The organism is Mycobacterium aquaticum, from assembly GCF_002086485.1.
Lineage (GTDB): Bacteria > Actinomycetota > Actinomycetes > Mycobacteriales > Mycobacteriaceae > Mycobacterium > Mycobacterium aquaticum.
This window is the reverse complement of the sequence record NZ_MVHF01000043.1, coordinates 41,821-65,229: the sequence shown is the minus strand read 5'-3', so window position 1 is coordinate 65,229 and position 23,409 is coordinate 41,821. Positions and strand designations below refer to the sequence as shown.

General features: G+C 65.2%; 23 protein-coding genes. 10 read left to right on the top strand and 13 right to left on the bottom strand.

Translation table 11 applies throughout. The features are described from left to right. The first annotated feature begins 107 nt into the window (after positions 1 to 107). From BST13_RS29905 to BST13_RS29885, 5 genes are all read left to right on the top strand, one after another. On the top strand, positions 108 to 1,481 hold the full coding sequence (locus BST13_RS29905; RefSeq protein ID WP_083168656.1) for an aminotransferase family protein: 1,374 nt from the start codon (positions 108 to 110) through the stop codon (positions 1,479 to 1,481). 6 nt (positions 1,482 to 1,487) lie between these two features. Further along, a complete protein-coding gene (locus BST13_RS29900) occupies positions 1,488 to 2,222 on the top strand; it encodes a gamma-glutamyl-gamma-aminobutyrate hydrolase family protein (protein ID WP_083168654.1) in 735 nt (244 codons plus the stop codon). A 1-nt stretch (position 2,223) separates the two neighbouring features. Then, complete coding sequence (locus BST13_RS29895) at positions 2,224 to 3,588, top strand: aldehyde dehydrogenase family protein (protein ID WP_083168653.1); 1,365 nt, start codon at positions 2,224 to 2,226, stop codon at positions 3,586 to 3,588. 78 nt (positions 3,589 to 3,666) lie between these two features. Then, positions 3,667 to 4,038, top strand: coding sequence for a hypothetical protein (locus tag BST13_RS38805; RefSeq protein WP_142282869.1), 372 nt, complete (start codon positions 3,667 to 3,669; stop codon positions 4,036 to 4,038). 178 nt (positions 4,039 to 4,216) lie between these two features. Next, positions 4,217 to 5,545 (top strand): APC family permease, encoded by a 1,329-nt coding sequence (locus BST13_RS29885; protein WP_158087214.1) that lies wholly within the window; start codon positions 4,217 to 4,219, stop codon positions 5,543 to 5,545. Between the two features lie 15 nt (positions 5,546 to 5,560). On the opposite strand, the gene BST13_RS29880 is transcribed toward BST13_RS29885, so the two are convergent. The 4 genes from BST13_RS29880 to BST13_RS29865 all read right to left on the bottom strand — a co-directional run bounded on the left by BST13_RS29880 (position 5,561) and on the right by BST13_RS29865 (position 10,134). Beyond that, positions 5,561 to 6,208 carry a LuxR C-terminal-related transcriptional regulator gene (locus BST13_RS29880; protein WP_083168648.1) on the bottom strand — a complete coding sequence of 216 codons (648 nt, stop codon included), beginning with the start codon at positions 6,206 to 6,208 and terminating at the stop codon, positions 5,561 to 5,563. Then, the gene (locus BST13_RS29875; protein WP_083168647.1) at positions 6,205 to 7,497 is read right to left on the bottom strand and encodes a sensor histidine kinase; all 1,293 of its coding nucleotides are present in this window, start codon (positions 7,495 to 7,497) and stop codon (positions 6,205 to 6,207) included. The genes BST13_RS29880 and BST13_RS29875 overlap by 4 nt, the downstream gene beginning before the upstream one ends. A gap of 68 nt (positions 7,498 to 7,565) precedes the next feature. Beyond that, entirely contained in the window at positions 7,566 to 8,477 is a 912-nt protein-coding gene (locus tag BST13_RS29870; protein WP_083168645.1) for a TIGR03564 family F420-dependent LLM class oxidoreductase, read from the bottom strand. A 355-nt stretch (positions 8,478 to 8,832) separates the two neighbouring features. Beyond that, positions 8,833 to 10,134: an acetyl-CoA C-acetyltransferase gene (locus BST13_RS29865; RefSeq protein ID WP_083168674.1), complete on the bottom strand. Its 1,302-nt coding sequence runs from the start codon at positions 10,132 to 10,134 to the stop codon at positions 8,833 to 8,835. Positions 10,135 to 10,208: 74 nt separating this feature from the next. Here BST13_RS29865 and BST13_RS29860 point away from each other — a divergent pair, with 74 nt between their 5' ends. Further along, entirely contained in the window at positions 10,209 to 11,561 is a 1,353-nt protein-coding gene (locus BST13_RS29860; protein ID WP_083168644.1) for a 3-oxoacyl-ACP reductase, read from the top strand. Positions 11,562 to 11,574: 13 nt separating this feature from the next. Beyond that, positions 11,575 to 12,390, top strand: a complete 816-nt coding sequence (locus tag BST13_RS29855; RefSeq protein ID WP_083168672.1) for a MaoC/PaaZ C-terminal domain-containing protein — start codon at positions 11,575 to 11,577, stop codon at positions 12,388 to 12,390. A 45-nt stretch (positions 12,391 to 12,435) separates the two neighbouring features. On the opposite strand, the gene BST13_RS29850 is transcribed toward BST13_RS29855, so the two are convergent. The 4 genes from BST13_RS29850 to BST13_RS29835 are packed head-to-tail and all read right to left on the bottom strand — an operon-like array spanning position 12,436 to position 16,096. Continuing rightward, entirely contained in the window at positions 12,436 to 12,945 is a 510-nt protein-coding gene (locus BST13_RS29850) for a hypothetical protein (RefSeq protein ID WP_142282868.1), read from the bottom strand. Positions 12,946 to 12,996: 51 nt separating this feature from the next. Beyond that, on the bottom strand, positions 12,997 to 14,541 hold the full coding sequence (locus BST13_RS29845) for a PPE domain-containing protein (RefSeq protein ID WP_142282867.1): 1,545 nt from the start codon (positions 14,539 to 14,541) through the stop codon (positions 12,997 to 12,999). Between the two features lie 17 nt (positions 14,542 to 14,558). Further along, positions 14,559 to 15,302: a hypothetical protein gene (locus tag BST13_RS29840; RefSeq protein WP_083168639.1), complete on the bottom strand. Its 744-nt coding sequence runs from the start codon at positions 15,300 to 15,302 to the stop codon at positions 14,559 to 14,561. After that, complete coding sequence (locus tag BST13_RS29835; protein WP_095533759.1) at positions 15,299 to 16,096, bottom strand: secretion protein EccK; 798 nt, start codon at positions 16,094 to 16,096, stop codon at positions 15,299 to 15,301. The genes BST13_RS29840 and BST13_RS29835 overlap by 4 nt, the downstream gene beginning before the upstream one ends. Here BST13_RS29835 and BST13_RS39895 point away from each other — a divergent pair. Together BST13_RS39895 and BST13_RS38800 are read left to right on the top strand one after the other, a co-directional pair. After that, entirely contained in the window at positions 16,080 to 16,472 is a 393-nt protein-coding gene (locus BST13_RS39895) for a hypothetical protein (protein ID WP_142282866.1), read from the top strand. The two genes, BST13_RS29835 and BST13_RS39895, sit on opposite strands and share 17 nt — an antisense overlap. Before the next feature lie 509 nt (positions 16,473 to 16,981). Continuing rightward, on the top strand, positions 16,982 to 17,542 hold the full coding sequence (locus tag BST13_RS38800; protein WP_142282865.1) for a hypothetical protein: 561 nt from the start codon (positions 16,982 to 16,984) through the stop codon (positions 17,540 to 17,542). A 36-nt stretch (positions 17,543 to 17,578) separates the two neighbouring features. Here the strand turns inward: BST13_RS38800 and BST13_RS29825 are convergent, their stop codons facing one another. The 3 genes from BST13_RS29825 to BST13_RS29815 all read right to left on the bottom strand — a co-directional run bounded on the left by BST13_RS29825 (position 17,579) and on the right by BST13_RS29815 (position 20,496). After that, the gene (locus BST13_RS29825) at positions 17,579 to 18,601 is read right to left on the bottom strand and encodes a hypothetical protein (protein ID WP_211296213.1); all 1,023 of its coding nucleotides are present in this window, start codon (positions 18,599 to 18,601) and stop codon (positions 17,579 to 17,581) included. Positions 18,602 to 18,935: 334 nt separating this feature from the next. Then, a complete protein-coding gene (locus tag BST13_RS40225) occupies positions 18,936 to 19,853 on the bottom strand; it encodes a type VII secretion target (RefSeq protein ID WP_142282864.1) in 918 nt (305 codons plus the stop codon). 205 nt (positions 19,854 to 20,058) lie between these two features. Continuing rightward, entirely contained in the window at positions 20,059 to 20,496 is a 438-nt protein-coding gene (locus BST13_RS29815; RefSeq protein WP_245839857.1) for a hypothetical protein, read from the bottom strand. A 62-nt stretch (positions 20,497 to 20,558) separates the two neighbouring features. On the opposite strand from BST13_RS29815, the gene BST13_RS29810 reads away from it, so the two are divergent. Beyond that, positions 20,559 to 21,647, top strand: coding sequence for a methyltransferase (locus tag BST13_RS29810; RefSeq protein ID WP_083168636.1), 1,089 nt, complete (start codon positions 20,559 to 20,561; stop codon positions 21,645 to 21,647). Between the two features lie 238 nt (positions 21,648 to 21,885). On the opposite strand, the gene BST13_RS29805 is transcribed toward BST13_RS29810, so the two are convergent. Both BST13_RS29805 and BST13_RS29800 read right to left on the bottom strand, forming a co-directional pair. Beyond that, positions 21,886 to 22,506 carry a TetR/AcrR family transcriptional regulator gene (locus BST13_RS29805; RefSeq protein WP_083168635.1) on the bottom strand — a complete coding sequence of 207 codons (621 nt, stop codon included), beginning with the start codon at positions 22,504 to 22,506 and terminating at the stop codon, positions 21,886 to 21,888. Between the two features lie 16 nt (positions 22,507 to 22,522). Then, positions 22,523 to 23,407 (bottom strand): MurR/RpiR family transcriptional regulator, encoded by an 885-nt coding sequence (locus BST13_RS29800; RefSeq protein WP_245839856.1) that lies wholly within the window; start codon positions 23,405 to 23,407, stop codon positions 22,523 to 22,525. Between the last annotated feature and the right edge of the window lie 2 nt (positions 23,408 to 23,409).

Sequence of the window (23,409 nt, the reverse complement as noted above, 5' to 3'; positions counted from 1 at the left end):
CTGGGCGAGGCCATGGTCGGCATCAACGTCGACGACATCCCCCAACCACACAGGCTCGCCGAACGCGGCTGGTAAACGGACTGAAACCCCAAGGAAAGGAACAAATTATGACATCACTTGAGACTCGGCATGACCTGGAATCCACTGCGCTGGACCACCTGTGGCTGCACAGCAACGACCTGGAATGGAACGAACTGATCGACGGCGGGCTCCGAGTCTTCGTGGAAGGCCGCGGCTCGACATTGATCGACGTCCACGGCAGAGAGTACATCGACGGCCTTGCCGGGCTGTTCGTGGTCGCGGCAGGCCACGGCCGCACCGAGATCGGCGAAGCCATGGCCGAACAAGCCGGGAAGATCGCCTACACCGCCGCATCCAACGCCGCCAATCCCGCGGCGATCAAGCTCGCCGAGAAAATCGCCTCACTCACCCCGGGCGACCTCGACCGGGTGTTCCTGTGCTCGGGCGGATCCGAGGCAGTCGAGAGCGCGATGAAGATCGCCAAGCAGGTGCAGGTGATGCGCGGATTCAGCAAGCGCTACAAGATCATTGCCCGCCGCGGCTCGTACCATGGCACCACCTTCGGCGCGGCGAGTTTGACGGGCAGCGCCAGCGAGAAGTACTTCGGACCGTTCATGGCCGGAGTGAGCAAGGTGCCGAACCCCAACCACTATCGCAACGATTTCGGGCTCGATGGCGAGGCCGGTGACATCATGTGCGCCCGCTATGTCGAGCAGGAGATCCTGATCCAGGGCCCCGAACACGTCGCGGCGGTGATCGGTGAGCCGATCTCGGTCGCCAACGGCACTCACCTGCCCAGCCCGGTGTACTGGCAGATGCTGCGCGAAATCTGCGACAAGTACGGCGTTCTGCTCATCATGGACGAGGTCATCACCGGCTGGGGACGCACCGGCAAGGTGTTTGCCGCCGAGCACTACGGCGTGGTTCCCGACATTATGACCATGGCCAAGGGCCTTTCGAGTGGTTACGCACCGGTCGCGGCTGTGGCGGTCCGGTCGTCGATCTTCGACGACTTCCGTCCCGACGGACACGCGCTCGGCCACCTGATCACCTTCGGTGGCCATGCCGTGGCCGCTGCCGCCGCGCTGAAGAACATCGAGATCCTCGAACGGGAGAACCTGGTCGAACGCTCGGCCGAGATGGGAAACTACCTCTTCGAGTTGGCGAACGAACTGCGCAGCCACCCCACTGTGGGCGATGTCCGCGGCGGCAAAGGTCTCTTGTGCGCAATCGATTTCGTCAAGAGCAAGGAAACCCGCGAGGCGTGGGGCACTGCGCATCCGTTCATCAAGCAGCTCGCCCTGCGTACCCAGGAAGAGGGTCTGGTCACTCGGGTGTGGGACGTTCTGCACCTCGCGCCGCCATTCGTGCTGACCCGCGGTGAAGCCGAGAGCGCCATCGAGATCGTCGACCGCTGCCTCACCGAGGCAGAGGCGAAGTTCGCGGCCGAGATCGGCTGATCCGGCATGACCGCACCCGTGATCGGAGTCTGCACGGCATTCGAGGTCGCCAACTGGGGCTTCTGGACCCAGCAGGCCGCGATCATTCCGGCGACGTATCTCAGCAAAATCCATGCCGCAGGCGGGATCCCACTCGGCCTCATACCCGACACCGGAGCTGTCGCGAACCCCGGCCTCCTCGTCGACCGCGTCGACGGATTGCTGTTGATCGGTGGGGTCGATGTCGAGCCGTCGTCGTACGGAGCGACAGACAACGGCCGCACCGAAGCGACCGAACCACTGCGCGATGAATTCGAGTTGACACTGGCACGGGAAGCGTTGCGGCGTGATGTTCCGGTGTTGGGTGTGTGCCGGGGCATGCAGATTCTCAATGTCGCCGCAGGCGGGACACTGCATCAACACTTGCTCGACGCCGGATACGCCGAACACCGGCCGAGCCCGGGGAAGCTCAACCACGAGACCTTTCACGAAGTCGAGGTGGACTGCGGAACCCACGCGGCGATGTTGTGCGGCAGTGGAATCCAAACCGTGAACTCCCACCACCATCAGGGCGTGGATCAGCTCGGCAGTGGTGCCGTAGTCACGGCGCGATCGCTGCCCGACCAACTGCCCGAAGCAATCGAATGGCCCGACCATCGGTATGTGCTTGGTGTGCAGTGGCATCCCGAGGCCGCAGAACTGCAGCACGCCCTTACCGATTTCATCAACAACGCTGCCCACGCACTCGGAGGAAACCACTGACATGGCCGTCATCGACGTAATCGAACCCGCGACCGAACAGGTCATCGAGTCACTCGAGCAGATCACGCCCGCAGCGTTGGAAGACGTGATCGCCCGCGCAAGCGTTGCACAGCGACAGTGGGCCGCGCAGCCACCCCAATTCCGCGCGGAGGCGCTGCTGGCCATCGCCGCAGCGGTCGACAACAACCGCGAAGCCCTGGCCCAGCTGGAAGCCCGCAACGTCGGTATGCCCATCAGCGACGCCCGAGGTGCGATCGCCGGGGTGGCCGCCACATTCCGCTACTACGCGGCGGCGCCGGAACGTCTTCTCGGACACACCATCCCGGTCGCCGGCGGCGTGGACATGACGTTCCGCGAACCCATCGGTGTGGTCGGCCTGATCACACCGTGGAATTATCCGCTGACGATCGCCGCCTGGAAGGTGGCGCCGGCGTTGGCGGCCGGCAACGCCGTGGTGCTCAAGCCGGCTGAACTCACGCCGCTCACCTCGCTGCGGCTTGCACAGCTCGCCGTCGAAGCCGGGCTGCCTTCCGACCTGTTCAATGTCGTCGTCGGCCCGGGACGCACGATCGGAAGCCAGCTGGTCGAGCATCCCGGCGTCGGCAAGATCGCGTTCACCGGATCGACCGATGTCGGCAAGGACATCGCACGGCGGGCCGCCGAGGGCATCAAGCGCGTCACGCTGGAACTGGGCGGCAAGTCCGCGGCACTGGTATTCGCCGACGCCGATCTCGACGCGGCGGCCGAGGGCCTCACGGGTGCTGTCTTCGGCAACTCGGGCCAGGACTGCTGCGCCCGTTCGCGGGTTTTCGTCGAACGGTCCGCGCTGCAGCCATTTTTGGAGAAACTCGAGAAGGTTGTCGCCAACATCGTTGTCGGCGACCCGCTTTCGGACAACACGCAGATGGGTCCGCTGATCTCGGCAGGACATGCTGCGACCGTCCAGAGCTACGTCGACGACGCACCGGTGCTCTTCCGCGGTTCGGCACCGACCGGTCCCGGCTTCTGGTTTGCACCCACCGTGCTTCACCCGATCGACGATGATCACCGGTCGGCCCGTGAGGAGATCTTTGGTCCAGTTGTTTCGGTACTCACTTTTGACAGCGAGGATGAGGCGGTCGCCCGGGCCAACGACACCATTTACGGTCTTGCAGGCTCGATCTGGACCTCGAACGCCGCGCGGTCGTTGCGCGTTGCCCGCGGGGTGGACGCGGGGGCGCTGGCGGTGAACTCATATACCTCCGTGCGGATCGCCACACCGTTCGGCGGGTTCAAGCAGTCCGGCATGGGACGCGAACTCGGGCCCGACGCACTTGACGCGTATACCGAGGTGAAGAACGTCTTCTTCAACACCACGGCAACGTAGCCGCAGTTCGGTCAGCCAGCGATGGCAAACGCAAGCACGCTACCGATCGATGAATTCGATTGGGACATAGTTCGCTACATGGTCGACTGGGCGCCGTACGGCGGACCTGACGAGGAAGACACCTTGCCGCGGTTCGGCATGGATGTGCACCGCCTCAAAGCTCGATTCGTCGAGCTTGTCACTGAACTGACCCGCCACAGCGGCACCGTGCTCACCGAACGTCAACGGCATCTACTCACCCGCGCACGAGAGCTTGTTCCGTCGATGAGCTGCCGCCCTGCCTCGTCGACGGCTCGTGCTCACAGGTCAGGAAACAACACACCCACCACCCTCGGGCTTTCGCCAGCCGACGGGCAGTGGACCATGCGCCACGGCTTGTGGTTCTGGAAACAGAAGGCGCAGCAACAAGAGTCCGCAGGACGCCCGACTACCCCACCATCCTCGATTTGATCTCCGAACCAGCAATCACGACTCTTCGACCAAGGAGACGTCCATGTCGGTCACGCAGCCCTCCACACCGGAAGAGCGCCACGACAACCCAGCTGCATCGCGCCCACCCGGACCCGCGGATGACGGTCCGACTCTACGGAAGAGTGCAATCGGGCTCAGGGAAAGCACGATCATCAGCATGGCTGGGGCGGCGCCGGGTCAGGTGGTTGCGGTCTCGTTGGCGCCGTTGATCGTTGCCAGCAGTTACGGGTTCATCCCGTCGATCATCGTGGCTTCGCTCGCGATGCTCTGCATCGCCGTGGCGTTCCAGCGAATGAACCTGTGGGAGCAGGACTGTGGCGGTCCCTACGCGTGGGTGGGACGTGCGGTCGGTCCGCGTGCGGGGTTCGGGGTCGGATGGATCCTCGCAGTGACCTTCATTGTTTCGTTGATCATCAACTTCGTCAGCATCGGCCCCGCCGTGCTCGCACTGCTCGGATTCGATCCGAGCAGTCAATGGGGAACCGTGATTGCCGCGACGGTGCTCGGCGCGTTCCTGACCGCGTTCGCCGTCATCGGTGTACAGCTCACGGGACGACTCCAGTTATCCCTCGCTATCGCCGAATACGCTGTCCTGCTGCTGTTCTCGGCATTGGCATTCTGGGCCCTGTTCGCCAACGACCGCCCGAACTCGGTGCATCCGACGTGGGCCTGGCTCAGCCCTTCGGGTGTGGGTGGCACCGGCGGCTTCGTAGCCGCGATGCTGCTGGTCATCTTCATGATCGCGCAGTGGGACACCTCGATCTATCTGAGCGAGGAGACCGAGCGCGCTGAGACCAACCCCGGAAAGGCGGTGATCATCGCCGTGATCGTGTTGGGTGTCATGTACACGCTGATATGTTTCGCCTTTGCCACCGTCGCGCCACCTGAGGCGATGGAGCAGCATTCCACCAACGCCGCAGTGTTCGTCGCGGAGGAGTTGACCGGAACCGGCTGGGCAAAGGCGATGGCGCTGGCAGTGGTGGCGTCGGTCTTGGCCGCGACCCAGGCCACCATCGTAGGCCTGGCACGCATCATGCTGGCAATGGGTCGCGACAAGGTGTTGCCGTCAGTCTTCGGCAAGGTGCACCGCAAGTTCCAGACGCCGGCCGCGAGCACCCTGCTGATCGGCGGCTTGGGCATCGCCGCCACCTGGATGTACATCTTGGCCTCCAGCGTCGCGCACGCCCTCGACCTTCTCATCGCGACCGTCGGCTTCCTCTTTGCCTGCTACTACGCGCTGACCGCACTCGCCGCCGCCTGGGCCCTGCGTGACCGGGTGCTGTCCAACTGGCGTGACGCGCTCCTCGGCGGGGTGCTGCCCCTGGTCGGCGCGGTGCTGCTCGGGTGGGTCGCAATAGCCTGTGCCGTCGATTTCGCCGCCGCTGAATGGATGGCACTCGCAGCGCTGTCAGCGCTCGGTGTGGTGATGTATCTCATCGCCAAATATCGCTACCGCGCACCGATACTGCGTTCGCCCAATCAGTGACTACCGTTCCCTCCGCTAGCAGTTGAGGTAGGTGACCACCGCCAGCACCCGGCGGTGGTGCGCCGCCGACGGCGGCAGGTCCAGCTTGGTGAAGATGCTGCCGATGTGTTTTTCCACTGCGCGTTCGGATATCGAGAGGTGCTCGGCCAGAGCACTGTTGGAATGACCCTCGGCCATCAGCGCGAGCACTTCGTGTTCACGCGGAGTCAGCCGGTCCAGGGTGTCGGCACCGCGGCGGCTGCCCATCAGTTGGCGCACGACCTCGGGGTCCAGCGCGGTGCCGCCTAAGGCAACCCGCCGCACGGCCGCATCGAACTCGGCGATGTCGGCCACCCGGTCTTTGAGCAGGTATCCGACACCCTCTGGGTTGCCCGCGAGAAGTTCAGCGGCATAACGGGTTTCCACCCACTGTGAGAAGACCAGCACTCCGATCTGCGGGTGCGACCGGCGCAATGAGACCGCGGCGACCAACCCTTCGTCGGTGAATGTGGGCGGCATCCGAATGTCGACAACAAATACCTCGGGACTCAAAGTCTCGGCGATGTCGCGCATTTCGTCGGCATTGCCGACCTTGGCCACCACGTCATGACCGCGTTCGACCAGCAGCTGCGTCAACCCGTCCCGCAGGATCGCGTTGTCCTCGGCGATGGCCAGCCGGGTCATCGCTGGGCACCCGATGGCACGACGGCGGTAACGGTGGTGGGGCCACCGGCGGGACTGTCGATGTCCAGGCGCCCGTCGACCATGCGCAACCGCTCGCCCAAGCCCGTCAGGCCCGACCCGTTGCCCGGTTGCACTCCGCCGGAACCATTGTCTGCCACGGCAATCCGTAGTTCTTCGACGTCGCTGCGCAACCAGACCGTGGCCTGCGTGGCCCCCGAGTGCCGCGACACGTTCGCCAACAGTTCGGCGACACAGAAATATGCCAGTGTCTCCACTCCCAGCGACGGACGCACCTCGATGTCGTCGACCAGTTCCACCGGGATCGGGTTGCGGGCCACCAAGGTCTGCACTGCCGGTCCAAGACCGAGATCCAAAGCAGGAGGCCGTATTCCACGCACGATATCGCGCAGTTCGGTCAAGGTGTCCTTGGTGTTCGCCAGCGCGTCGGACACCAGTTTGCGCGCCCGGTCGGTCTTCTTCGGATCGGTGAGCTGCTCCTCGGCGCGGGCCAGCGTCATCGCGACGGCGATCAGCCGTGCCTGGGTGCCGTCGTGCAGGTCACGCTCGACACGGCGCAGGGTGGCGGCCGAGTCGTCGACGACATCGGCACGCGCCCTTTCGAGTTCGGCGACCCTGCGCTCACGGGCCGGCGCGGCCAGCAGCGTGCCGGCCAGCCAGACATGGGCACGCACGATCCCGAGCATGAGCCAGCCCAGCAGATACAGCGCGATCAGCCCACCCAGGGCCAACAGCAGGTACACGCCGAGCGATTGGACGGGCTCGCCGAAACTAACGACGGCTTCGCCCGTGACAACCCAGATCACCGGAGAGGCCACGAGGCTGACCGACATCACGACGCCGACCAGGACCAGGTAGCCCACCGGGGTCATCACGATGCTCTGCAGCGCGAGGAAGCCCAAGCTGCGCCAGCCGACGGCATCGGTCAGCGCTGCCGCCACGGTCTGGGCCAGCCCGGCCGGCCGGGCGAACGGCGCAGGCGCGTCGATGTCGACCCCGACCAAGCGGGCCAACGCGCGGTACAGCGCGTTCCACCGTCGTCCCGTCAGCACGACGACGGCCAGCAACGGAATGCCGACCAGGGTGACCAGTAGTACTCCTGACACGAAGCCGGTCGCGAACAGGTACACCACACCGACCACGGCCAGAAGACTGATCAGCAGGAAGTACAGGTAGGCGCGCCAGGCCCGGGCTCGCAGTGGCGTGCGCAGGACTCGACGCCAGTCATCAGCAACGGCTGGTGCTATCGCGGTGGTAGTCACGTTCCCCATGGTTGCCGGACACCATCGCACTGCACGATGGTGCAGTCCAGCCAATATGTGGTGGGGCTGGCCACACCTCAGTTGTCGATCGAGCGCAGCAATGCGCGGGTGCGGGCCCTGGCCTCGGGCGACGCATCGAACACCACGCCGACGTACTCGTCCACCCCGGCACCGGCGAGCGCCTCGATGCGTTCGGCGACCTCGGCCTCATTGCCGATGATCGCGGCGTCCTCCGGTCCCGCGTATCCCTCACGGTCGAGCATTGCGCGGTAGGACGGCAGCTGCCCGTACATCGCGAACTGCTTGGCGGCCTGCGCGCGGGCACCCGCGACGTCGTCCGTGACGCTGACCGGCAACGCGGCGACGACGCGCACCGGGCGGCCCTGCGCGGCCTCGCGCAGCGTCGGTGACACATGCTGGGCAAGCGTGGTCGGGCCCGTCATCCACGTGATGGTGCCCGCAGTGCGACGCCCGGCCAGTTTCAACAGCTGCGGACCCAAGGCGGCGATGTAGATGTCGGGTGCGGGCGCACCGAGGATCTGCAGCGAACCGCGGGTCGTGACGGTTTCCCCGGGCGCATCGGCGGCCTCCCCGGCGAGCAGCGGCTGCAGACCGTCGAGGTACTCACGCAGGCGCCGGACCGGCTTGTCCCACGGGATGCCCCACATGCCTTCGGTGACCGCCTGATGGGTCATGCCCAGGCCCAGGATGAACCGGCCATCGGCGATCAGATTGAGTGTGAGGGCGCGTTGGGCCAGCAGCATCGGATGCTGGTTCTGGATGGGAATCACGCCGGTGCCGACCTCGATGTCGCTGACTTCACGGAACGCCACTGCGAGCACCGTCAGCAGATCGGGTTCATACGGCATCTGGGTCATCCACACCCGCCGGAAACCCTCGTCGCGCAGCTGCGCCAGATTCTCTACGGTGGCGTCGATCGGGGAACGGCCGCGGGTATCGCTGAGAGAGCCGATGATGCTGGTTTGCATGGTCTCAACGCTAAGCGGGCGGAGACAAAAAAGGCGGGTTCGGGAGGACACTTGGGGGCGTCTCAATCGGTCTCGCGCCGCCGGTCTTTCACCCCTTCGACCGACTCTTCGGATCAGTCACTCCCGAACCCGTCGTACGGTCGAGCCTACGCCTCGAGTACCCCTCAGACCAGAGGAAAATTCGACCGGAATTCAAGGGAAGTTTGAAGGTGGCCCCGTGTTGCCGTCGGGTCGGGGGGTCAGACGGCAACACGGAGCTACCCGTGTATCGACGTCCCAGGGCGGGCCGTTACACACCCAGAAAACAAACTTTTCGAATGTTTTCGTGGCGGGTAAAAACCCAGGTCAGGACGGTTCAGGCCTCCAAGATGGCTGCAACGCCCTGCCCGCCGGCAGCGCAGATCGAAATCAGGCCGCGCACCGGTTGACCCGTCTGCTTCTTCTTCTCGGCCAGCTGCTTGGCCAGCTGGGCGACGATGCGCCCACCGGTGGCCGCGAACGGGTGCCCGGCGGCCAGAGATGAGCCGTTGACGTTGAGCTTGGACCGGTCGATGGTGCCCAGAGCGGCGTCCAGGCCCAGCCGGCCCTTGCAGTACTCCTCGGAGTCCCACGCCGTCAGCGTGGCCAGCACCACCGATGCGAAGGCCTCGTGGATTTCGTAGAAATCGAAATCCTGCAGCGTCAGGCCGTTGCGGGCGAGCAGACGCGGCACGGCGTAAGTGGGAGCCATCAGCAGACCGTCGGGACCGTTGACGTAGTCCACGGCCGCCATCTCGCCGTCGACGAAATACGCCAGCGGTTCGTGTCCGTGCGACTGAGCCCACTCCTCGCTGGACAAGAGCGCCACCGAGGCGCCGTCGGTCAGCGGGGTCGAGTTGCCTGCGGTCATCGTGGCGTCGCCGAGCTTCACCCCGAACACCGGCTTGAGCTTGGCCAGTTTCTCCGGGCTCGAATCGGCGCGCAGGTTGTTGTCGCGGTACAGGCCGAGGAACGGTGTGACCAGGTCGTCGAAGAAGCCGCTGTCGTAGGCGGCGGCCATGTTGCGGTGGCTCGCGGCAGCCAGTTCGTCCTGGTCGACGCGCTTGATGCCCATCTCCTTGGCAGTGATCGCGGCATGCTCGCCCATCGACTTGCCGGTGCGCGGCTCGCTGTTCACCGGGATCTCGACCCCGACCGATGCCGGCAGCTTGCCGACCAGCTTGAGCCGGTCGACGTTCGACTTGGCGCGACGCAGCCCGAGCAGCACGCGGCGCAGGTCGTCGCCGAAGGCGATCGGGGCGTCCGAGGCGGTGTCAACGCCACCGGCGGCCGCCGATTCGTACTGCCCCAGCGCGATGCTGTTGGCGGCGGCGATGGTCGCCTGCAGGCCGGTGCCACAGGCTTGCTGCACGTCGAATGCGGGAGTGTACGGCGAGAGCGCACTGCCCAGCACGCACTCGCGCATGAGGTTGAAATCGCGGCTGTGCTTGAGCACCGCACCGCCGATTACCGCGCCGAGCCGCTCGCCCGCCAGGCCGAAACGGTCGATCAGGCCGTCCAGCGCCGCGGTGAACATGTCCTGGTTGGAGGCGTTCGCGTAAGCGCCGTCGGACCGCGCGAACGGAATCCTGTTGCCACCCAATACGGCAACGCGTCGCCGGGTCGTGTTGTTGGCCATCTGTTTGCCCTCCACTGTCGGGTTGTCCCGGGCCATATTACCCACTGTTCTTACTCTGGAGTAAGTTCGTATGTATGGCTACCGACCTGCTCTCGCAGATAGTGAACTCCGGGCCGGGATCCTTCCTGGCCAAGCAGCTGGGTGTGCCCCAGCCCGAGCCCCTGCGCCGCTACCGTGCCGGCGACCCACCGCTGCCCGGGTCGCTGCTGATCGGCGGTAGCGGCCGCGTCGTCGAACCTCTGCGCGCCGCGCTCGCCGAGGACTACGACGTCGTCTCCAACAACATCGGCGGCCGCTGGGCCGACTCGTTTGGTGGCGTCGTGCTCGACGCGACCGGCATCACCGACGCCGCGGGCCTCAAGGAGCTGTACAAGTTCTTCACGCCCGTGTTGCGCAACCTGGCCCCGTGCGCACGAGTCGTGGTCGTCGGCACCACGCCCGAGCAGGCGGGCAGCGTGCATGAGCAGATCGCCCAGCGGGCGCTCGAGGGCTTCACCCGGTCGCTGGGCAAGGAGCTGCGCCGCGGCGCCACAGTCGCCCTGGTGTACCTGGCCGCCGACGCCAAGCCCGGCGCCACCGGTCTGGAATCCACGCTGCGCTTCATCCTCTCGGCGAAGTCGGCCTACGTGGACGGACAGGTGTTCCGGGTCGGCGCGGCGGACTCCACTGCGCCGGCAGACTGGGACAAGCCGCTCGACGGCAAGGTCGCCGTTGTGACGGGCGCAGCGCGCGGCATCGGGGCGACCATCGCCGAGGTGTTCGCACGTGACGGCGCGGCTGTGGTGGCTGTGGACGTCGAGCCGGCCGCAGAGGACCTGCAGAAGGTGGCCGAGAAGGTCGGCGGAACCGCGCTGACGCTCGACGTCACCGCCGAGGACGCGGTCGACAAGATCGTCGCGCACGTCACCGAGCATGACGGCGGCAAGGTCGACGTACTGGTGAACAATGCCGGCATCACCCGCGACAAACTGCTCGCCAACATGGACGAGGGCCGCTGGGATGCCGTCATCGCCGTGAATCTCCTTGCGCCCCAGCGGCTCACCGAGGGCCTCGTGGCTGCCGGCGCCCTGGGTGAGGGTGGCCGCGTGATCGGCCTGTCCTCGATGGCAGGCATCGCGGGCAACCGCGGCCAGACCAACTACGCCACCACCAAGGCCGGCATGATCGGGCTGACCGATGCGCTGGCCCCGGTGCTGGCCGAGAAGGGCATCACCATCAACGCGGTGGCCCCCGGCTTCATCGAGACCAAGATGACCGAGGCGATTCCGCTGGCGACCCGCGAGGTGGGCCGACGACTCAACTCCCTGTTCCAGGGTGGTCAGCCCGTGGACGTCGCAGAATTGATCGCCTACTTCGCCAATCCCGCGTCGAATGCCGTGACAGGCAACACGATCCGGGTGTGCGGCCAGGCCATGCTGGGGGCGTGACGGCGTGAACAACATGCTCCGCGCCGTGGTGGGGGCGTTACCTTTCGTCCCCCGCTCCGATACCCTGCCCACCCGCACCATCACCGTAGACGACCTTGCCATCGACCCGGCCAACGTCGCGGAATACGCACAGGTGACCGGGCTGCGGTTCGGCGATACGCTGCCGCTGACCTACCCGTTCGCACTGACGTTCCCGACGGTGATGTCATTGGTCACCGGTTTCGATTTCCCGTTCGCCGCAATGGGTTCGGTGCATACCGAGAACCACATCACCCAGTACCGGCCGATCGCCGTCACCGACACCGTCAGCGCCGCCGTACATGCGGAGAACCTGCGGGAGCACCGCAAGGGACTGTTGGTCGACATCGTCACCGATCTCAAGGTCGGCAATGATCTGGCCTGGCATCAGGTGACGACGTTCCTGCATCAGCAGCGCACCAGCCTGTCCGACGAACCGAAACCGCCGCCACAGAAGCAGCCCAAGCTCGGCCCGCCGAATGCCATCCTGCGCATCACGCCCGGGCAGATCCGCCATTACGCCGACGTCGGCGGGGATCACAACCCGATCCACACCAACGCCATCGCGGCCAAGCTGTTCGGCTTCCCCACCGTGATCGCACACGGAATGTTCAGCGCGGCAGCAGTTCTGGCCAACATCGAAGGACAGTTGCCAAACGCGGTGAAGTACTCGGTCCGATTCGCCAAGCCCGTGATTCTGCCCGCAAACGCGGGGCTCTACGTGTCACGGGACACCGACGGCTGGGAACTGACCCTGCGCAACCTGTCGAAGGGCTACCCGCATCTGACGGGGACAGTCTCCGCACTCTGAGGTGTCGCATTGGGCCCCCGTCGCTTTCGCGGCGGGGGCTTTCGGCTACTCCCCGATGGCACTGATGACGACAACCGGCGCATCCGCTGCCACGAACGCTTTCGACTTCAGCTTCGTCGTCGTGAAGGCCGCATCCAGCTGATCGCTGGCGAGATAGCCACCTTTCGGTAGCAATTCGGTCAAGGTGTTCCACACCTTCGGCACTGCCGTCGTCGGGACCGGCTGGTATTGCTGCTTCAGATCGTTTGCCGTTTCTGCCGTCAGCTCGACGACCGCGTCGATCCAGTACAGCGACGGTCCCGGCACGCTCGGATCACCCATGTCTCCGCTCACCCACGCACCCGACATCAGTGAGCCGAGCACCGGGAAGCGCTTCGTGATCGGCTCAAGGTCGTGCCGAACCGGATTGGAAGTGGTCTTGCTCGCCGGAGCCTTCATCGAGGCGTCTCTCTGCTGAGGGCGGTGAGCGGTCGGGGCGCACGCCGCAAGCGCGACAACGAGTAGCACCATCGGCACGACGATCATCCTGGCGCGCAATGTCTTACGTGGTGTCACGGCAACGCCCCCATGCTACGAGCCCCAATCAGCAGCGTCAGCTCACTGTCGTCAGCTGCCGCTGTCCTTGCCGTCGGGAGCTTTGCGCCGCTGCGGGGACTGGCGGCCGATGACGGGTTCTGTCCACGCGCGATCCTCTTTGTACAGATCCTCGTCGGGCGACAGGTTCGGGTCGCGACGCTTTTCCTTTCCCTGCTGACCGCCGCCGTGGCCCATACCGCCGCCACCCATGCCACCGCCGCCCATGCCGGCACCCGCGGGCGCCGGGCCAGCGGCACCCGGGCCGCCCGCTTTTGCAGCGGCAGGAGTCGGGGCGACGGACTCCGATCCGACCGCCGGCCCGAGCGGCATCTTGGGCATGCCGCCTCCGCCTCCACCACCGCCGCCACCCTTGGCGCCGCCACCGCCGCCCAGGCTGGCCGGTTTCAGAGATGGCTCGTTGAGCTTCGGCAAAGTCGGCTTGCCCGCGTTGGGCATTCCCCCGGGCATACCGCCCGACGGCGCCCCTCCGGCACCGGCTCCCGCCGGTGACCCACCAGACGGCGCACCTCCGCCCGCGGGTGATCCTCCACCGGAAGGCGATCCCGATTTCTGTTGTGCCGCATTCGGATCAGCGCTCGCAGGTGATACCTGAGGGCTGCCGCCCTTGGAGTCCTTGCTGTCTCCGCCGCCGCCGCCGCCTTTCGAGCCGCCTTCTTTTCCGCCGCCGGGACCGGCAGACGGATTGCCTGTGCGTCCTGAAGCGAATGGCGGATCGGACACGTTGGGCGGGCTGAACGACGCACTCCTGGCGTACTTTTCCAGGACATCGTTGGAATCCTGCTGCAGCTTGGTCAATGTGCGAGCGATCAAGTCGATTAGCGCCGGGTCAGCGTTCGGATCATTCATAAGCTCTTGCAGTTTGCGCAGGTACTCGTTGTACGACTGGAGGATCGGCGCGTGCTCGTCTACCGCCCTGTTATGTGCCGCTTTGATTTGGTCGGCAGCCGCGGCCAACGCAGTCCATTTGCTGCTCAGCTCACCCAACCAGGTGTAGAGCTCCTTGAACCGGTCCATTGCTGCGGTGGCTGCGGTGCCTTCCCAGTTTTCGAAATGCGGCGCCTCCACCTTGGCAAGCATGTTCGCCGCATCCTTATAGTCCGTGCTGGCGGAGTCCAACGCGCCGATACCTGGACCACTATTGAGCTGCTGATCGTTCTGCTCGACGGTGCTGTATCCCGCCGCGCTTACCATCGCTGGTGGCGTCGGTGCATCCGGCAGCGTTGGCGGCGGTGTCGACGACTGCGGCGCCGGGATGGCGTCGACGGCGGACAGTCGTCCAGGGTCTCCCATCTTCCCTGCGTATTGTCTGTCGACGTCGTCGTACAGCTTCGCAGTGTCGTTGAGCATTCCCGCAAGCCGCTCGCTCTGCAGCTTGCCGCAGTTCTGGTACGCCATCAGGGAATTAGCACAGGCGTTGAGGTTCGCCACAGCCGTGACCGACAGAGGCACACTGTCCGGAGCCTGGGCCTGCGACACATTGGTCTTCCAGGACATCGCCAGCACCTGGCTTGCGCGGCTGGTCAATACCGTCGTATCGACATGAACGTTCCCCATCGCTCACCTTCCTCTCGTCACAGGCCCTGACGGTCGACACCATCGGGTGTGTCAAACCGCACGTCGGGGTTGTCATGCAAATCGAAACCTACGTGGAAGCACAGGTCGTAGAACAGCCGATACAACCGGCGATGCGTCGCCAACTCCAACCGGAACAGCGCTGCCACAAAGGGATTGAACTCGGCGGATCCCGATGCCCCGCCCGCGCCGTCCAGCTGGGTACGGAGGGGAACCCGGTGAGTCTCTGCAGCCAGGCACAGTCCGGCCTGGGCCATCAGCGCGTAGTTGGGAGGCCCGTCGGGCCGGGGTGGAAATGCCGCGAACGCATACTCGGCCATCGCGTCGGCCGCTGAATTGATCGACTCCGCAGCGTCGATGATCGCGGCGGTCGCATCCTCTTCGTTGCCTGCCGCGCGGATGTCTTGTATGCACCGATGTTGCAGGGACGCATGGGCTTCCAGCACATCGACGACGGTCCGCAGCCACTGCGCAAACCGTTCAGCGCCGTTGGCGCCGAAACCCTGTACGCACGCGTCGAGTCGACTGAGCACCACTTCGGGCCCGGTGGATACCCGCACCTTCGGCGACGCGAGGTGCGCGAACCTGTCCAGAACCTCACGGGTGCCTGCCACCAGGGCCGCCCACCGTGCGGTCTCGTCGGCTGCGGTGAACAGCTGCAGATCCAGATCGACGAACAATTCCGGCATCACCGGCGTTGGCGGGTACCGCAGGGAATCGTCCTCGTCGAACGGCAGCGTCAACTCGCGCCTGCCAGCGCATCGGAGGTCAGCACACCCAAGTGCTGCCAGTACAGCCAGTCGGCGATCGCCGAGCGTTGCGCCTCGCCGTCAGCCGCAGTGTGCGCGCTGTGGATCGCCAGTTCCTGCATGTGGTCGGCATAGCTGACCATCGCCTCCAGCTGCACCGGGATGCGGCCGGGATCGCTGCTGAGCAGCGGGCGGAACACCTCCAGCAGCAACTCAACTCGACGGTTCTGCGGCCCTTCGACATCCACCGAGGCCGGTGGCAGCAATTCCATCAGCGCGGCATCGCTCATCTTCATCAGGCGCGCCGATACGTCAGGTGAGATGACCGTCAGCCGGTCCCGACCCTGCATCTGGCCAGTCTCCGGAATATCGTCGGGCTGCAAGATGATTGGCGCCGCGCCGGGATCGAACCCCTTGAACTGGTCCTCGGTGGCGATCACCGCGCGCAGCGTGGTGTCGTGATGCTGCGCCCAACCGTGTAGCGCCACGATCGGATACGTCGCCCAGCTCCCCCGCACACCGGCCGGGATTGACTCGTCGGCGCTCGCGAGCTTCACCGACTCAGGCAGCTTTACTCCATCCGGAATGTAGCCCAGCCCGTAGGTATTGGCGACCACGATGGCGCCGTCCTTCGTCAGGCCGGTGACCCAGTAGAAGCCGGGGTCCTTCGAGTGCCCCATGTTGAGCGCAGCACCGATACGCCGTGCGACCGCCAACGGGTCATTGCCAGCTTGCTTGCGTTGCAGCGCAGCAGCAGTCGACGACACGGCGATGGCGTCGCGTTCCATGCGCGCCGCCGAGACCGGTACCGGAGCAGGCGGCGGAGGAACCGCACCCGCGCCTGCGCCCTGCGACGCGCCAGTCGGCATCACGCCGGGGCCCATCGGACCACCGGTCGATCCGGCAGGAGCAGAGGGACCCGCCGACGGAACCGACGGTGCCGGCGCCAGCGGCATCGGCGACGACGGAGCCGAGTTGACGTTCACATTCGCATTCACCGGCGCCGAACCCGAACCACCGCCCGACGACGACGCGGACGCGGCCGGAGCCGACACCGCAGGTGGAGGCGGAGCAGCTGCCGGCGGCGGGGCCTGCAGCGGTGTCGACGGCGTCGATGCTGCCGCAGTCGGATTCACCGGAGGTCCGGTCTGCGTCAACGGCTGAGTAACCTTCGACGCCGCATCGCTCATCGCCTTGGTGAAGTCATTGAGCTGCTGCTGTTGCGGATTCAGCGCTGCAGGGTTCAGGCTGCCGGGTGTCGTCGGCGAAGACGGCGTGCTCGGCGTCCCGCCCGGCGATCCGATACTCGGCGCGCCGGGACCGCCTGGTGCACCGCCGACCGGGACGACCGATGGTGCGCCAACGCCTGGGACGTGGTGTGTGGGTGGGCCTGGGACGCCTGGGCCCGGAATAGTTACCGGTGGAAGTTGTGTGCCAGGGGTGCCGTGTGAATTGTTGTTATCTGCATCGCTGCCACCTTGCTCTGTGGTGGTTTCCCCCGAGCCCTTCGTATCTCCCTCTTTACTACTGCCCCCGGAGTCGTTGCTGTCGCCACCGCTGCCGCCCTGATGGTCCGCATTATTGCCTGCGCCCTTGGCGTCGGCGTCTCCTCCTCCCTTGGCATCTGCGTCTCCGCCCCCTGAGCCAGGAGTATCACCGCGACTGCCGACAAGGTGATTGCCAAATCCGCCCGCGCCTTTTCCGTCGGCGTCACCTCCAGGGCCTTCTCCCCTAAAGCCCGCCGGATTCACCACAAAGTCAGGCTGCTGATCTTCTCCGCTGGGGGCGCCTCCAGAAATGAACGCAGCTTCAGAGGTAATTATCGCCGAGTTTGCTTTACGCGCCATGTCTACAATGGCTTGTATTGCGTCGTCTTTGTTGTCGATTTTGTCATTTCCATTGATGGCATCAATCGCACTATTGGCGTTCGCAACGTTTTCCGCTATTTTATTCTTAGCTTTTACCACAGCGTCGTACGCATCGTTAAAGAATTTTATGGCAGCGGCCAGTGCTGTCTTCAACGAATCCAGTTCGGATATACGCGCATCGAGAACACCCGATGCGACGCCGGCAGCGCCACCCGACCAGATCCCGACTCCATCGAACATTTGAGTTTTCTGATGTTTCGCCGCGTCCAACTGGTCCGCAATGGTTTTGGCTACCTTGTCAAAGGCATCTGCGCAATTCCTCAAGACATCTTCGTCTATTTCTGGCCACGCCGCCGGCTCTGTTAAGCCATGCGGATCACTCGGCTTCCCGATGCCCACGGGTTACCCCCCAGCCGCTTTACAAGCCCAGAAGAACACCGCGGCGCTCCGACCTGCCGTGCTATTGAGCCAAGAATCAGCAGGAGTATACGTCGGGATCGCAGCAGCATATGCGCGACGGTACTGGGCAGAGAGAACTGCCAGATCCTGAATTACTGGGTTGGAGCTGGACCTACCCAGGTGCTCTACGTCGTCTGCGACCTTAGTCATAATCGGCACAACAGCATCGTTGAGGGCGCGCTGGTCAGGCTTCCATTCTGTAGCCGGAAGATTTGGGTCAATCTGTCCCCATTCGACCACAGTGGCATTTGCATCATATTGCTTCAGCAGTTGATCCCAATCACCACATGTGGAGTCGGCAGAATCCATCATGCGTGCAGGATTAGCAATGTCCCCGATCTCTGCAACCTGCGACGGAGGGGCTGGCTGATTAACTAACGGCAACCGAGCCTCGGCAGACTTCTTGTCTATTGCAGTACATATGTCAACCAGAGTCGTAGCACTAGCTAGAGCAACACCTGCGAGATTATCGTCACTTGGAACATAATTGAGAATCGAGTCGCTGTAGGCGCGGGCATAAGCAATAAACTGTTGATAAAGCTCCCGGACCACCCTGTGCGGAGTTACCTTTACTAGCGGCACCATTTGGTCGGCAGCCGTTCGCATAGCTTGGCCCATTTGTTCATATTGGGCGCGCGCTTCAGGAGACCAACTCGTCGCCGGAATCGACGGATCTCTATTGACCCAGCCTGTCTTCTTCTGTGCCTGGACGAAGCTGTCGTTGATAGGCCGACGAGCCGAACACGTCGGTTCCTCAGTAATGATATTGACCGGCCCAGTGTCATTAGCGCTGGCAATCTCGCCGCCGCTATTGCTCGCAGTTCCCGAAGCAGACGCGGACGGTGACGCAGATGCGCTGGGCGTGCCATTGCCGCCGCCACCGCTGCCCTTCGTAAGGGCAATGGAGACCGCCGCGGTGATCGCGATGACGGCGATCAAGGTGACACCGCCGAGCGCCCACTTCATGCCGTTGCCACCCTTTTTCGGCGGCTGACCGGGAGGTCCGGCAGGGGCGCCGGCCCAATGTGGTTGCGGAGGCCCTTGTGGGGCCTGCTGCTGCGGCGGCTGCCAGGACGGTGCGTGATGCTGTGGCGGCCCGGATTGCTGCGGCGGACCGGAATATGTGCCACCCGGGCCTCCCGGAGGCGGACCCGGATAGGACCCGCCCGGTCCACCGTGGGGTGGTCCGAACGGATCACCGCCACCGCCGCCATACGGCGGTTGCGGCGAATTACCCGGCGGTGGCGGCAATGTCATCGAGCGACCCCTACAGTCCGAACAACACCAACAAACCGATCAATCACAAAGAAATCTCCGGACTCGACTCCGGGCGAGCATGGCGCGGCGCACTGGGCGTCACAGGCGCCCGCTCAGCGCTGGAACCGGGTGTCGGTCCCACGGCCTGAGGCGGATGTTGAGCTGTGGGCGCGGCGGGTTTGGGCGGGCCTGCGGGCGTTCCGTCGGGCTTGTGCTCGGCAGCGGGATCTTTCTGCTTCTGATCCTCAGCCTGCTTGTCCTTGTCGGCGCCGTCCTCGCCGGGCTTGTCTGCCCCTTGTTTGGCAGCTTCCACGATGCCCTGCACACCTTGAAGCACCGTCTGCGGAATCTGTCCCAACGCGCCCATCATCTGCGTCGGCACTTGAGCGGCCTGCTGCGCCATCTGCATCGGCATTTGCATCATCTGGCCCATCTGCCCCATGCCCGACTGGTCGCCACCGGCAGGCGCGGCAGCCGCCGGATTCGCCCCGGCCGCGTCGGGTGCGGAACCCGACGCCGTCTTGCCGTCGCCCGTGCCGCCGCGATGATGTTTGCCACCGCCGCTGGACTTCTGGCCGCCACCGCCACTGCCACCGCCCGGCGAAGAACCACCTCCGCCACCAGGCGCTGTAGGAGAGCCGCCGCCCTGGCCTGCCGCGTCGTCCACCAGACCGAATGCCTTGCGCACGGTCTGGGCGGCCTGCTCGTCGGTGGTCTCGTACTTGCTGGCGGCGCTCGTCACGTTGTCGGCGTACTTCGTCAGGGCCTGCTTGACCTGGGGCAGCTTGGCCACCACCGGATCGACCACCGACGGCATCTTTTCCGCGATCGCTGCCGACAGCGCATCGGAACCGGTCGGCTTCGTCACGGCCGGGGCAGACGGGAGCTCGCCAGCAATCCCCGCGAGCTTGCTGCCCGCGGCGCTCACCAGCGCGGTGTCGACCCGCAAGGTTTCGGTCACGTGGTCACCTGCCCTGTCTCAGCGTCCAACGCGCGAATTCAAGCGAAGACCCTGATGACAGGTAAGGCGCACCCACGATCAACACAACCCCCTCGATACGTCGCTAGGCGAATGCTACCCGAACTCACAGCCCGGTCATTGCATGAATTTCGCACCGCTGACGTGCACAAACCCACCTACGAGCGACCCGCCCAGGCAAATTCGGTTACGACCCCGACAGGTTGAAAATCGACGCCGGAGCGGAGTATTCGCTGCTCCACGATGTCCATGCGACATCGGTCGGGCCGACACTGCTGGTGGCCAGCTTCCAGGCACCGCCGTCGGAGTGGAACAGACCGGCGTAGCTCTTCGACTTGCCGCCCTCGGCCGCGGCATCGGCGAACGGAGTGTTGTCGTAGCTGATGGGCCTGCCGCTGGGATCGGTGATCTTGGCCCAGACGAAGGCCCAGCCCTGCGACTCGTTGAGCGTGGAGACATTGAGCTTGGCGGGCTTGCCGAGCTGCTTGGTCACGTCGGCGACGGCAGACGCTGCGATGGCGAGCCCGTCGGGTACTGCCGAAACCGGATCGGCTGACGCCACCGTCGCGGTCATCAGGGCAGCAACACACAGCAAGATCGGAAGCACCGACAGTTTCTTCAGCACACGTCCACCCTGACATAGCTACGAACGCGCCCAACGCGGCAAATTTTGTCTACAGTCTGGCGGTGACTTCCGCCAAGGTGCCCCCCGTAGGGCTGGTCCGTGCCGTCGATCGCATCCGTCATCACCTGCGCCAACTGCACCAGCGGTCGGCTCCGCCACCGGCCGTACTGCTGGAGAGGATTCTGCAAGCCTGGGTGGCCCAGGGGATCACCGCAGCGGTCCAACTCGGCGTTGCCGACGCGCTCGCCGACGGCCCGCTGCGCCCCGAGGAGTTGGCCCGCCGGGTCGACGCCAACCCCGACACCCTCAACCGGCTGATGCGGGCCCTGGTCAGCGAAGGCATCTTCCGGCGCACCCGCGACGGGCGCTACGCCCTCAACGCCCTGGCCGACCCGCTGCGCACCGATGCTCCGGTCTCGATCGCCGGAATGGCGCGATTCGTCGGCTCACCGCAACACCGCGAACACTGGAGCCAACTCGGCGAGGCGGTGCGAACCGGTGAGGCCGTCATCCCCAAGATGCGCGGCTTGCCGGCATTCGACTATCTGAACTCCGATCCCGAGCTCGGCGAGATCTTCAACGACGCCATGACCAGCGTCTCTGAGCTCGCGATCGCCCCGGTGGTGGCGGGTTTCGATTTCACCCGATTCGCGACGATCGCCGACGTGGGCGGCGGCCATGGGCGGCTGCTCTCGGCCATCCTCGAAGCGGCACCCGCGGCCCGCGGCATCCTCTACGACCTACCCCAAGTGGTCGAGGGTGCACCAAAACTGTTGGCCAAGTACGGAACTGCCGACCGGGTGGAGATCGTGCCCGGCTCGTTCTTCGACAGCGCACCGGCCGGCGCCGACCTCTACATCATGAAGAACATCATCCATGACTGGCCCGATGAGCAGGCCCTGACGATCCTGCGGAATATCCGCGCTGCTGCGAAGCCGGGCGTCACCCTGCTTCTCGTGGAAGCTGTTATCCCAGAACATGATCGGGAGTTCCTCGCCAAGTGGATCGACATGGAGATGCTGATCGGCATCGCCGCCCGCGAGCGCACCGAGGACGAATACCGAAAGTTGTACCAGCAAGCGGGTTTCCGACTCACCGAGGTGGTTGCGACGGCGTCACCGTTCAGCCTCGTGCAGGGCCTCGCGGTTTAGCCGATTGACTCTGCGTGTACGTCGTGGAAGTGCGAGAGCACCACGCCGTCACCGCAGAGCCAGTGCCCGCGACGATCGGCCTCCTGTTGACTCTGCGTGTATGTCGCGGACGAGCGAGTGGCGAGCGCCGTCACCGCAGAGCCAATGCCCACGACCGCGCGCCTTCTGTTGACTCTGCGCGTATGTCGCAAAAGTGCGAGAGCACCGCGCCGTCACCGCAGAGTCAGTGGCGTGCGCGCTAACCGACCGCCGACTGAGACCCGGCCTCCGACGGCTTGCCTTTCAGGCCGCGCCAGAACAGGTTGATCATGAGCTCGGCGGCCTCGTTGACATCGGCGTCGCCGGAGCTCACCCGGGTGGCGATGGCCTCGCCGGCGCCCACCAGCGCGACGGCCATCATCTCGAAGTCACTGTCGGGCGCAGGGTTACGCGTGCCGGTGCTGAGCAGCCGGGCCACCAGATCGATGATGCGCTCGCGGCCTTCGCGGACCGTGTGAGCAAACGCCTGCGAACTGGTGGCCTGGGTGTAGAGCACCATCCACGAGGCCCGGTTGGCGTCGATGTAGGTCAGGAACGCCAGTACGGCGTTGCGCAACAGGTCCTTCGGGCTCTGGCTGAAATCGATCTGTCCACGCACCACGTCGACAAAGCGGGTCAGCTCTCGGTTCAGGCACGCCCCGAACAGCTCTTCTTTGGAGCCGTAGTAGAGATACAGCATCGGCTTGGAGATCTCGGCCTGCGCGGCGATCGCGTCCATGGACGTCTCGTGATAGCCGTTGACCGAGAAGATCTGGACCGCGGCGTCGAGCATCTGCTGTTCTCGGACGGCACGCGGCAGCCGTTTGGTTCCACCTGCCATCCGATCAGGGTAACTGTCAGGGCAGAAGCTCAGCGCGCCGTTGTTCCTCCCACAGCGCCATCCGGGTCCGCGCGGGCTCCCCGATCGCGTCCATGACCAACGGGATCAGCAGTTCGGTCAGCAGAAATCCGGCCGCCATGCTCTGGTAGGTGGTGCCCACGGTGCTCGACGCGGCCAGCACGACCTCGGCGTCCGGCGCCACCGGGCAGCTCAGATCGTCGGTGACGAGCAGGACGGTCGCGCCTGCACGGTGCACGCGTTGTGCCAACTCGGCGGCGCTGCGCTGGTAGCGGTGATAGTCGAAGAGTACGACGACGTCGTGGCGGGAGAGTTCGAGCAGGGCACCCAGATCTCCACCGGTCGGGTCGCCCAGCACGCGAATACCCGGCCGCAGCTGTTCGAGGTGGGCGGCCAGGTGCAGGGCCAGCAGATGTGAGAAGCGGCCGCCGTGCAGATAAACGGTTCGTCCGGCGTCGGCGAGCAGCGCGACGGCGGCTTCCAGCGCGGGTTCGGCGAGCAGCGCCAACGTCTGCTCGGCCCGCTCGTTCTGTGCACGCCCCTGCTGCAGCAGCCGGTCGAGCAGGCTGCCTGCGGCCGGAGCGTCGGGCAGCCGGGTGATCGGGCCGTTCGACCGCGCGGAGAGCTCTGCGCGCAACGCCACCTGCAGATCAGCGAACCCGTCGTAGCCGAGGGACTGGGCGAACCGCAGCACGGTCGGCGGACTCACCTCGGCGCGTTCGGCCAACCGGGCTGCGCTGGCCAACCCGGCGCTCGGATAGTCGCCGAGCAACGCGCGCCCCACTCTGCGCTCAGCCTTGCTGAGCGTGGGCAGCGCCGCGGTGGCCCTGGCCTCCACGGTCGTCGAGACATTTGCCACCGTCTCCGCAGCGTCCTCTGACACAG

What these genes read in the sequence shown, in the direction of transcription:
- BST13_RS29855 (WP_083168672.1), top strand. Translation starts at nt 11,575, where the DNA reads ATGCTCCGCGCCGTGGTGGGGGCGTTACCTTTCGTCCCCCGCTCCGAT.
- BST13_RS29870 (WP_083168645.1), bottom strand. Translation starts at nt 8,477, where the DNA reads ATGCAAACCAGCATCATCGGCTCTCTCAGCGATACCCGCGGCCGTTCC.
- BST13_RS29835 (WP_095533759.1), bottom strand. Translation starts at nt 16,096, where the DNA reads ATGGAACGCGACGCCATCGCCGTGTCGTCGACTGCTGCTGCGCTGCAA.
- BST13_RS29865 (WP_083168674.1), bottom strand. Translation starts at nt 10,134, where the DNA reads ATGGCCAACAACACGACCCGGCGACGCGTTGCCGTATTGGGTGGCAAC.
- BST13_RS39895 (WP_142282866.1), top strand. Translation starts at nt 16,080, where the DNA reads ATGGCGTCGCGTTCCATGCGCGCCGCCGAGACCGGTACCGGAGCAGGC.
- BST13_RS38805 (WP_142282869.1), top strand. Translation starts at nt 3,667, where the DNA reads ATGGTCGACTGGGCGCCGTACGGCGGACCTGACGAGGAAGACACCTTG.
- BST13_RS29885 (WP_158087214.1), top strand. Translation starts at nt 4,217, where the DNA reads ATGGCTGGGGCGGCGCCGGGTCAGGTGGTTGCGGTCTCGTTGGCGCCG.
- BST13_RS29880 (WP_083168648.1), bottom strand. Translation starts at nt 6,208, where the DNA reads ATGACCCGGCTGGCCATCGCCGAGGACAACGCGATCCTGCGGGACGGG.
- BST13_RS29900 (WP_083168654.1), top strand. Translation starts at nt 1,488, where the DNA reads ATGACCGCACCCGTGATCGGAGTCTGCACGGCATTCGAGGTCGCCAAC.
- BST13_RS29905 (WP_083168656.1), top strand. Translation starts at nt 108, where the DNA reads ATGACATCACTTGAGACTCGGCATGACCTGGAATCCACTGCGCTGGAC.
- BST13_RS29875 (WP_083168647.1), bottom strand. Translation starts at nt 7,497, where the DNA reads ATGGGGAACGTGACTACCACCGCGATAGCACCAGCCGTTGCTGATGAC.
- BST13_RS29805 (WP_083168635.1), bottom strand. Translation starts at nt 22,506, where the DNA reads ATGGCAGGTGGAACCAAACGGCTGCCGCGTGCCGTCCGAGAACAGCAG.
- BST13_RS29825 (WP_211296213.1), bottom strand. Translation starts at nt 18,601, where the DNA reads ATGAAGTGGGCGCTCGGCGGTGTCACCTTGATCGCCGTCATCGCGATC.
- BST13_RS29860 (WP_083168644.1), top strand. Translation starts at nt 10,209, where the DNA reads ATGGCTACCGACCTGCTCTCGCAGATAGTGAACTCCGGGCCGGGATCC.
- BST13_RS29895 (WP_083168653.1), top strand. Translation starts at nt 2,224, where the DNA reads ATGGCCGTCATCGACGTAATCGAACCCGCGACCGAACAGGTCATCGAG.
- BST13_RS29845 (WP_142282867.1), bottom strand. Translation starts at nt 14,541, where the DNA reads ATGGGGAACGTTCATGTCGATACGACGGTATTGACCAGCCGCGCAAGC.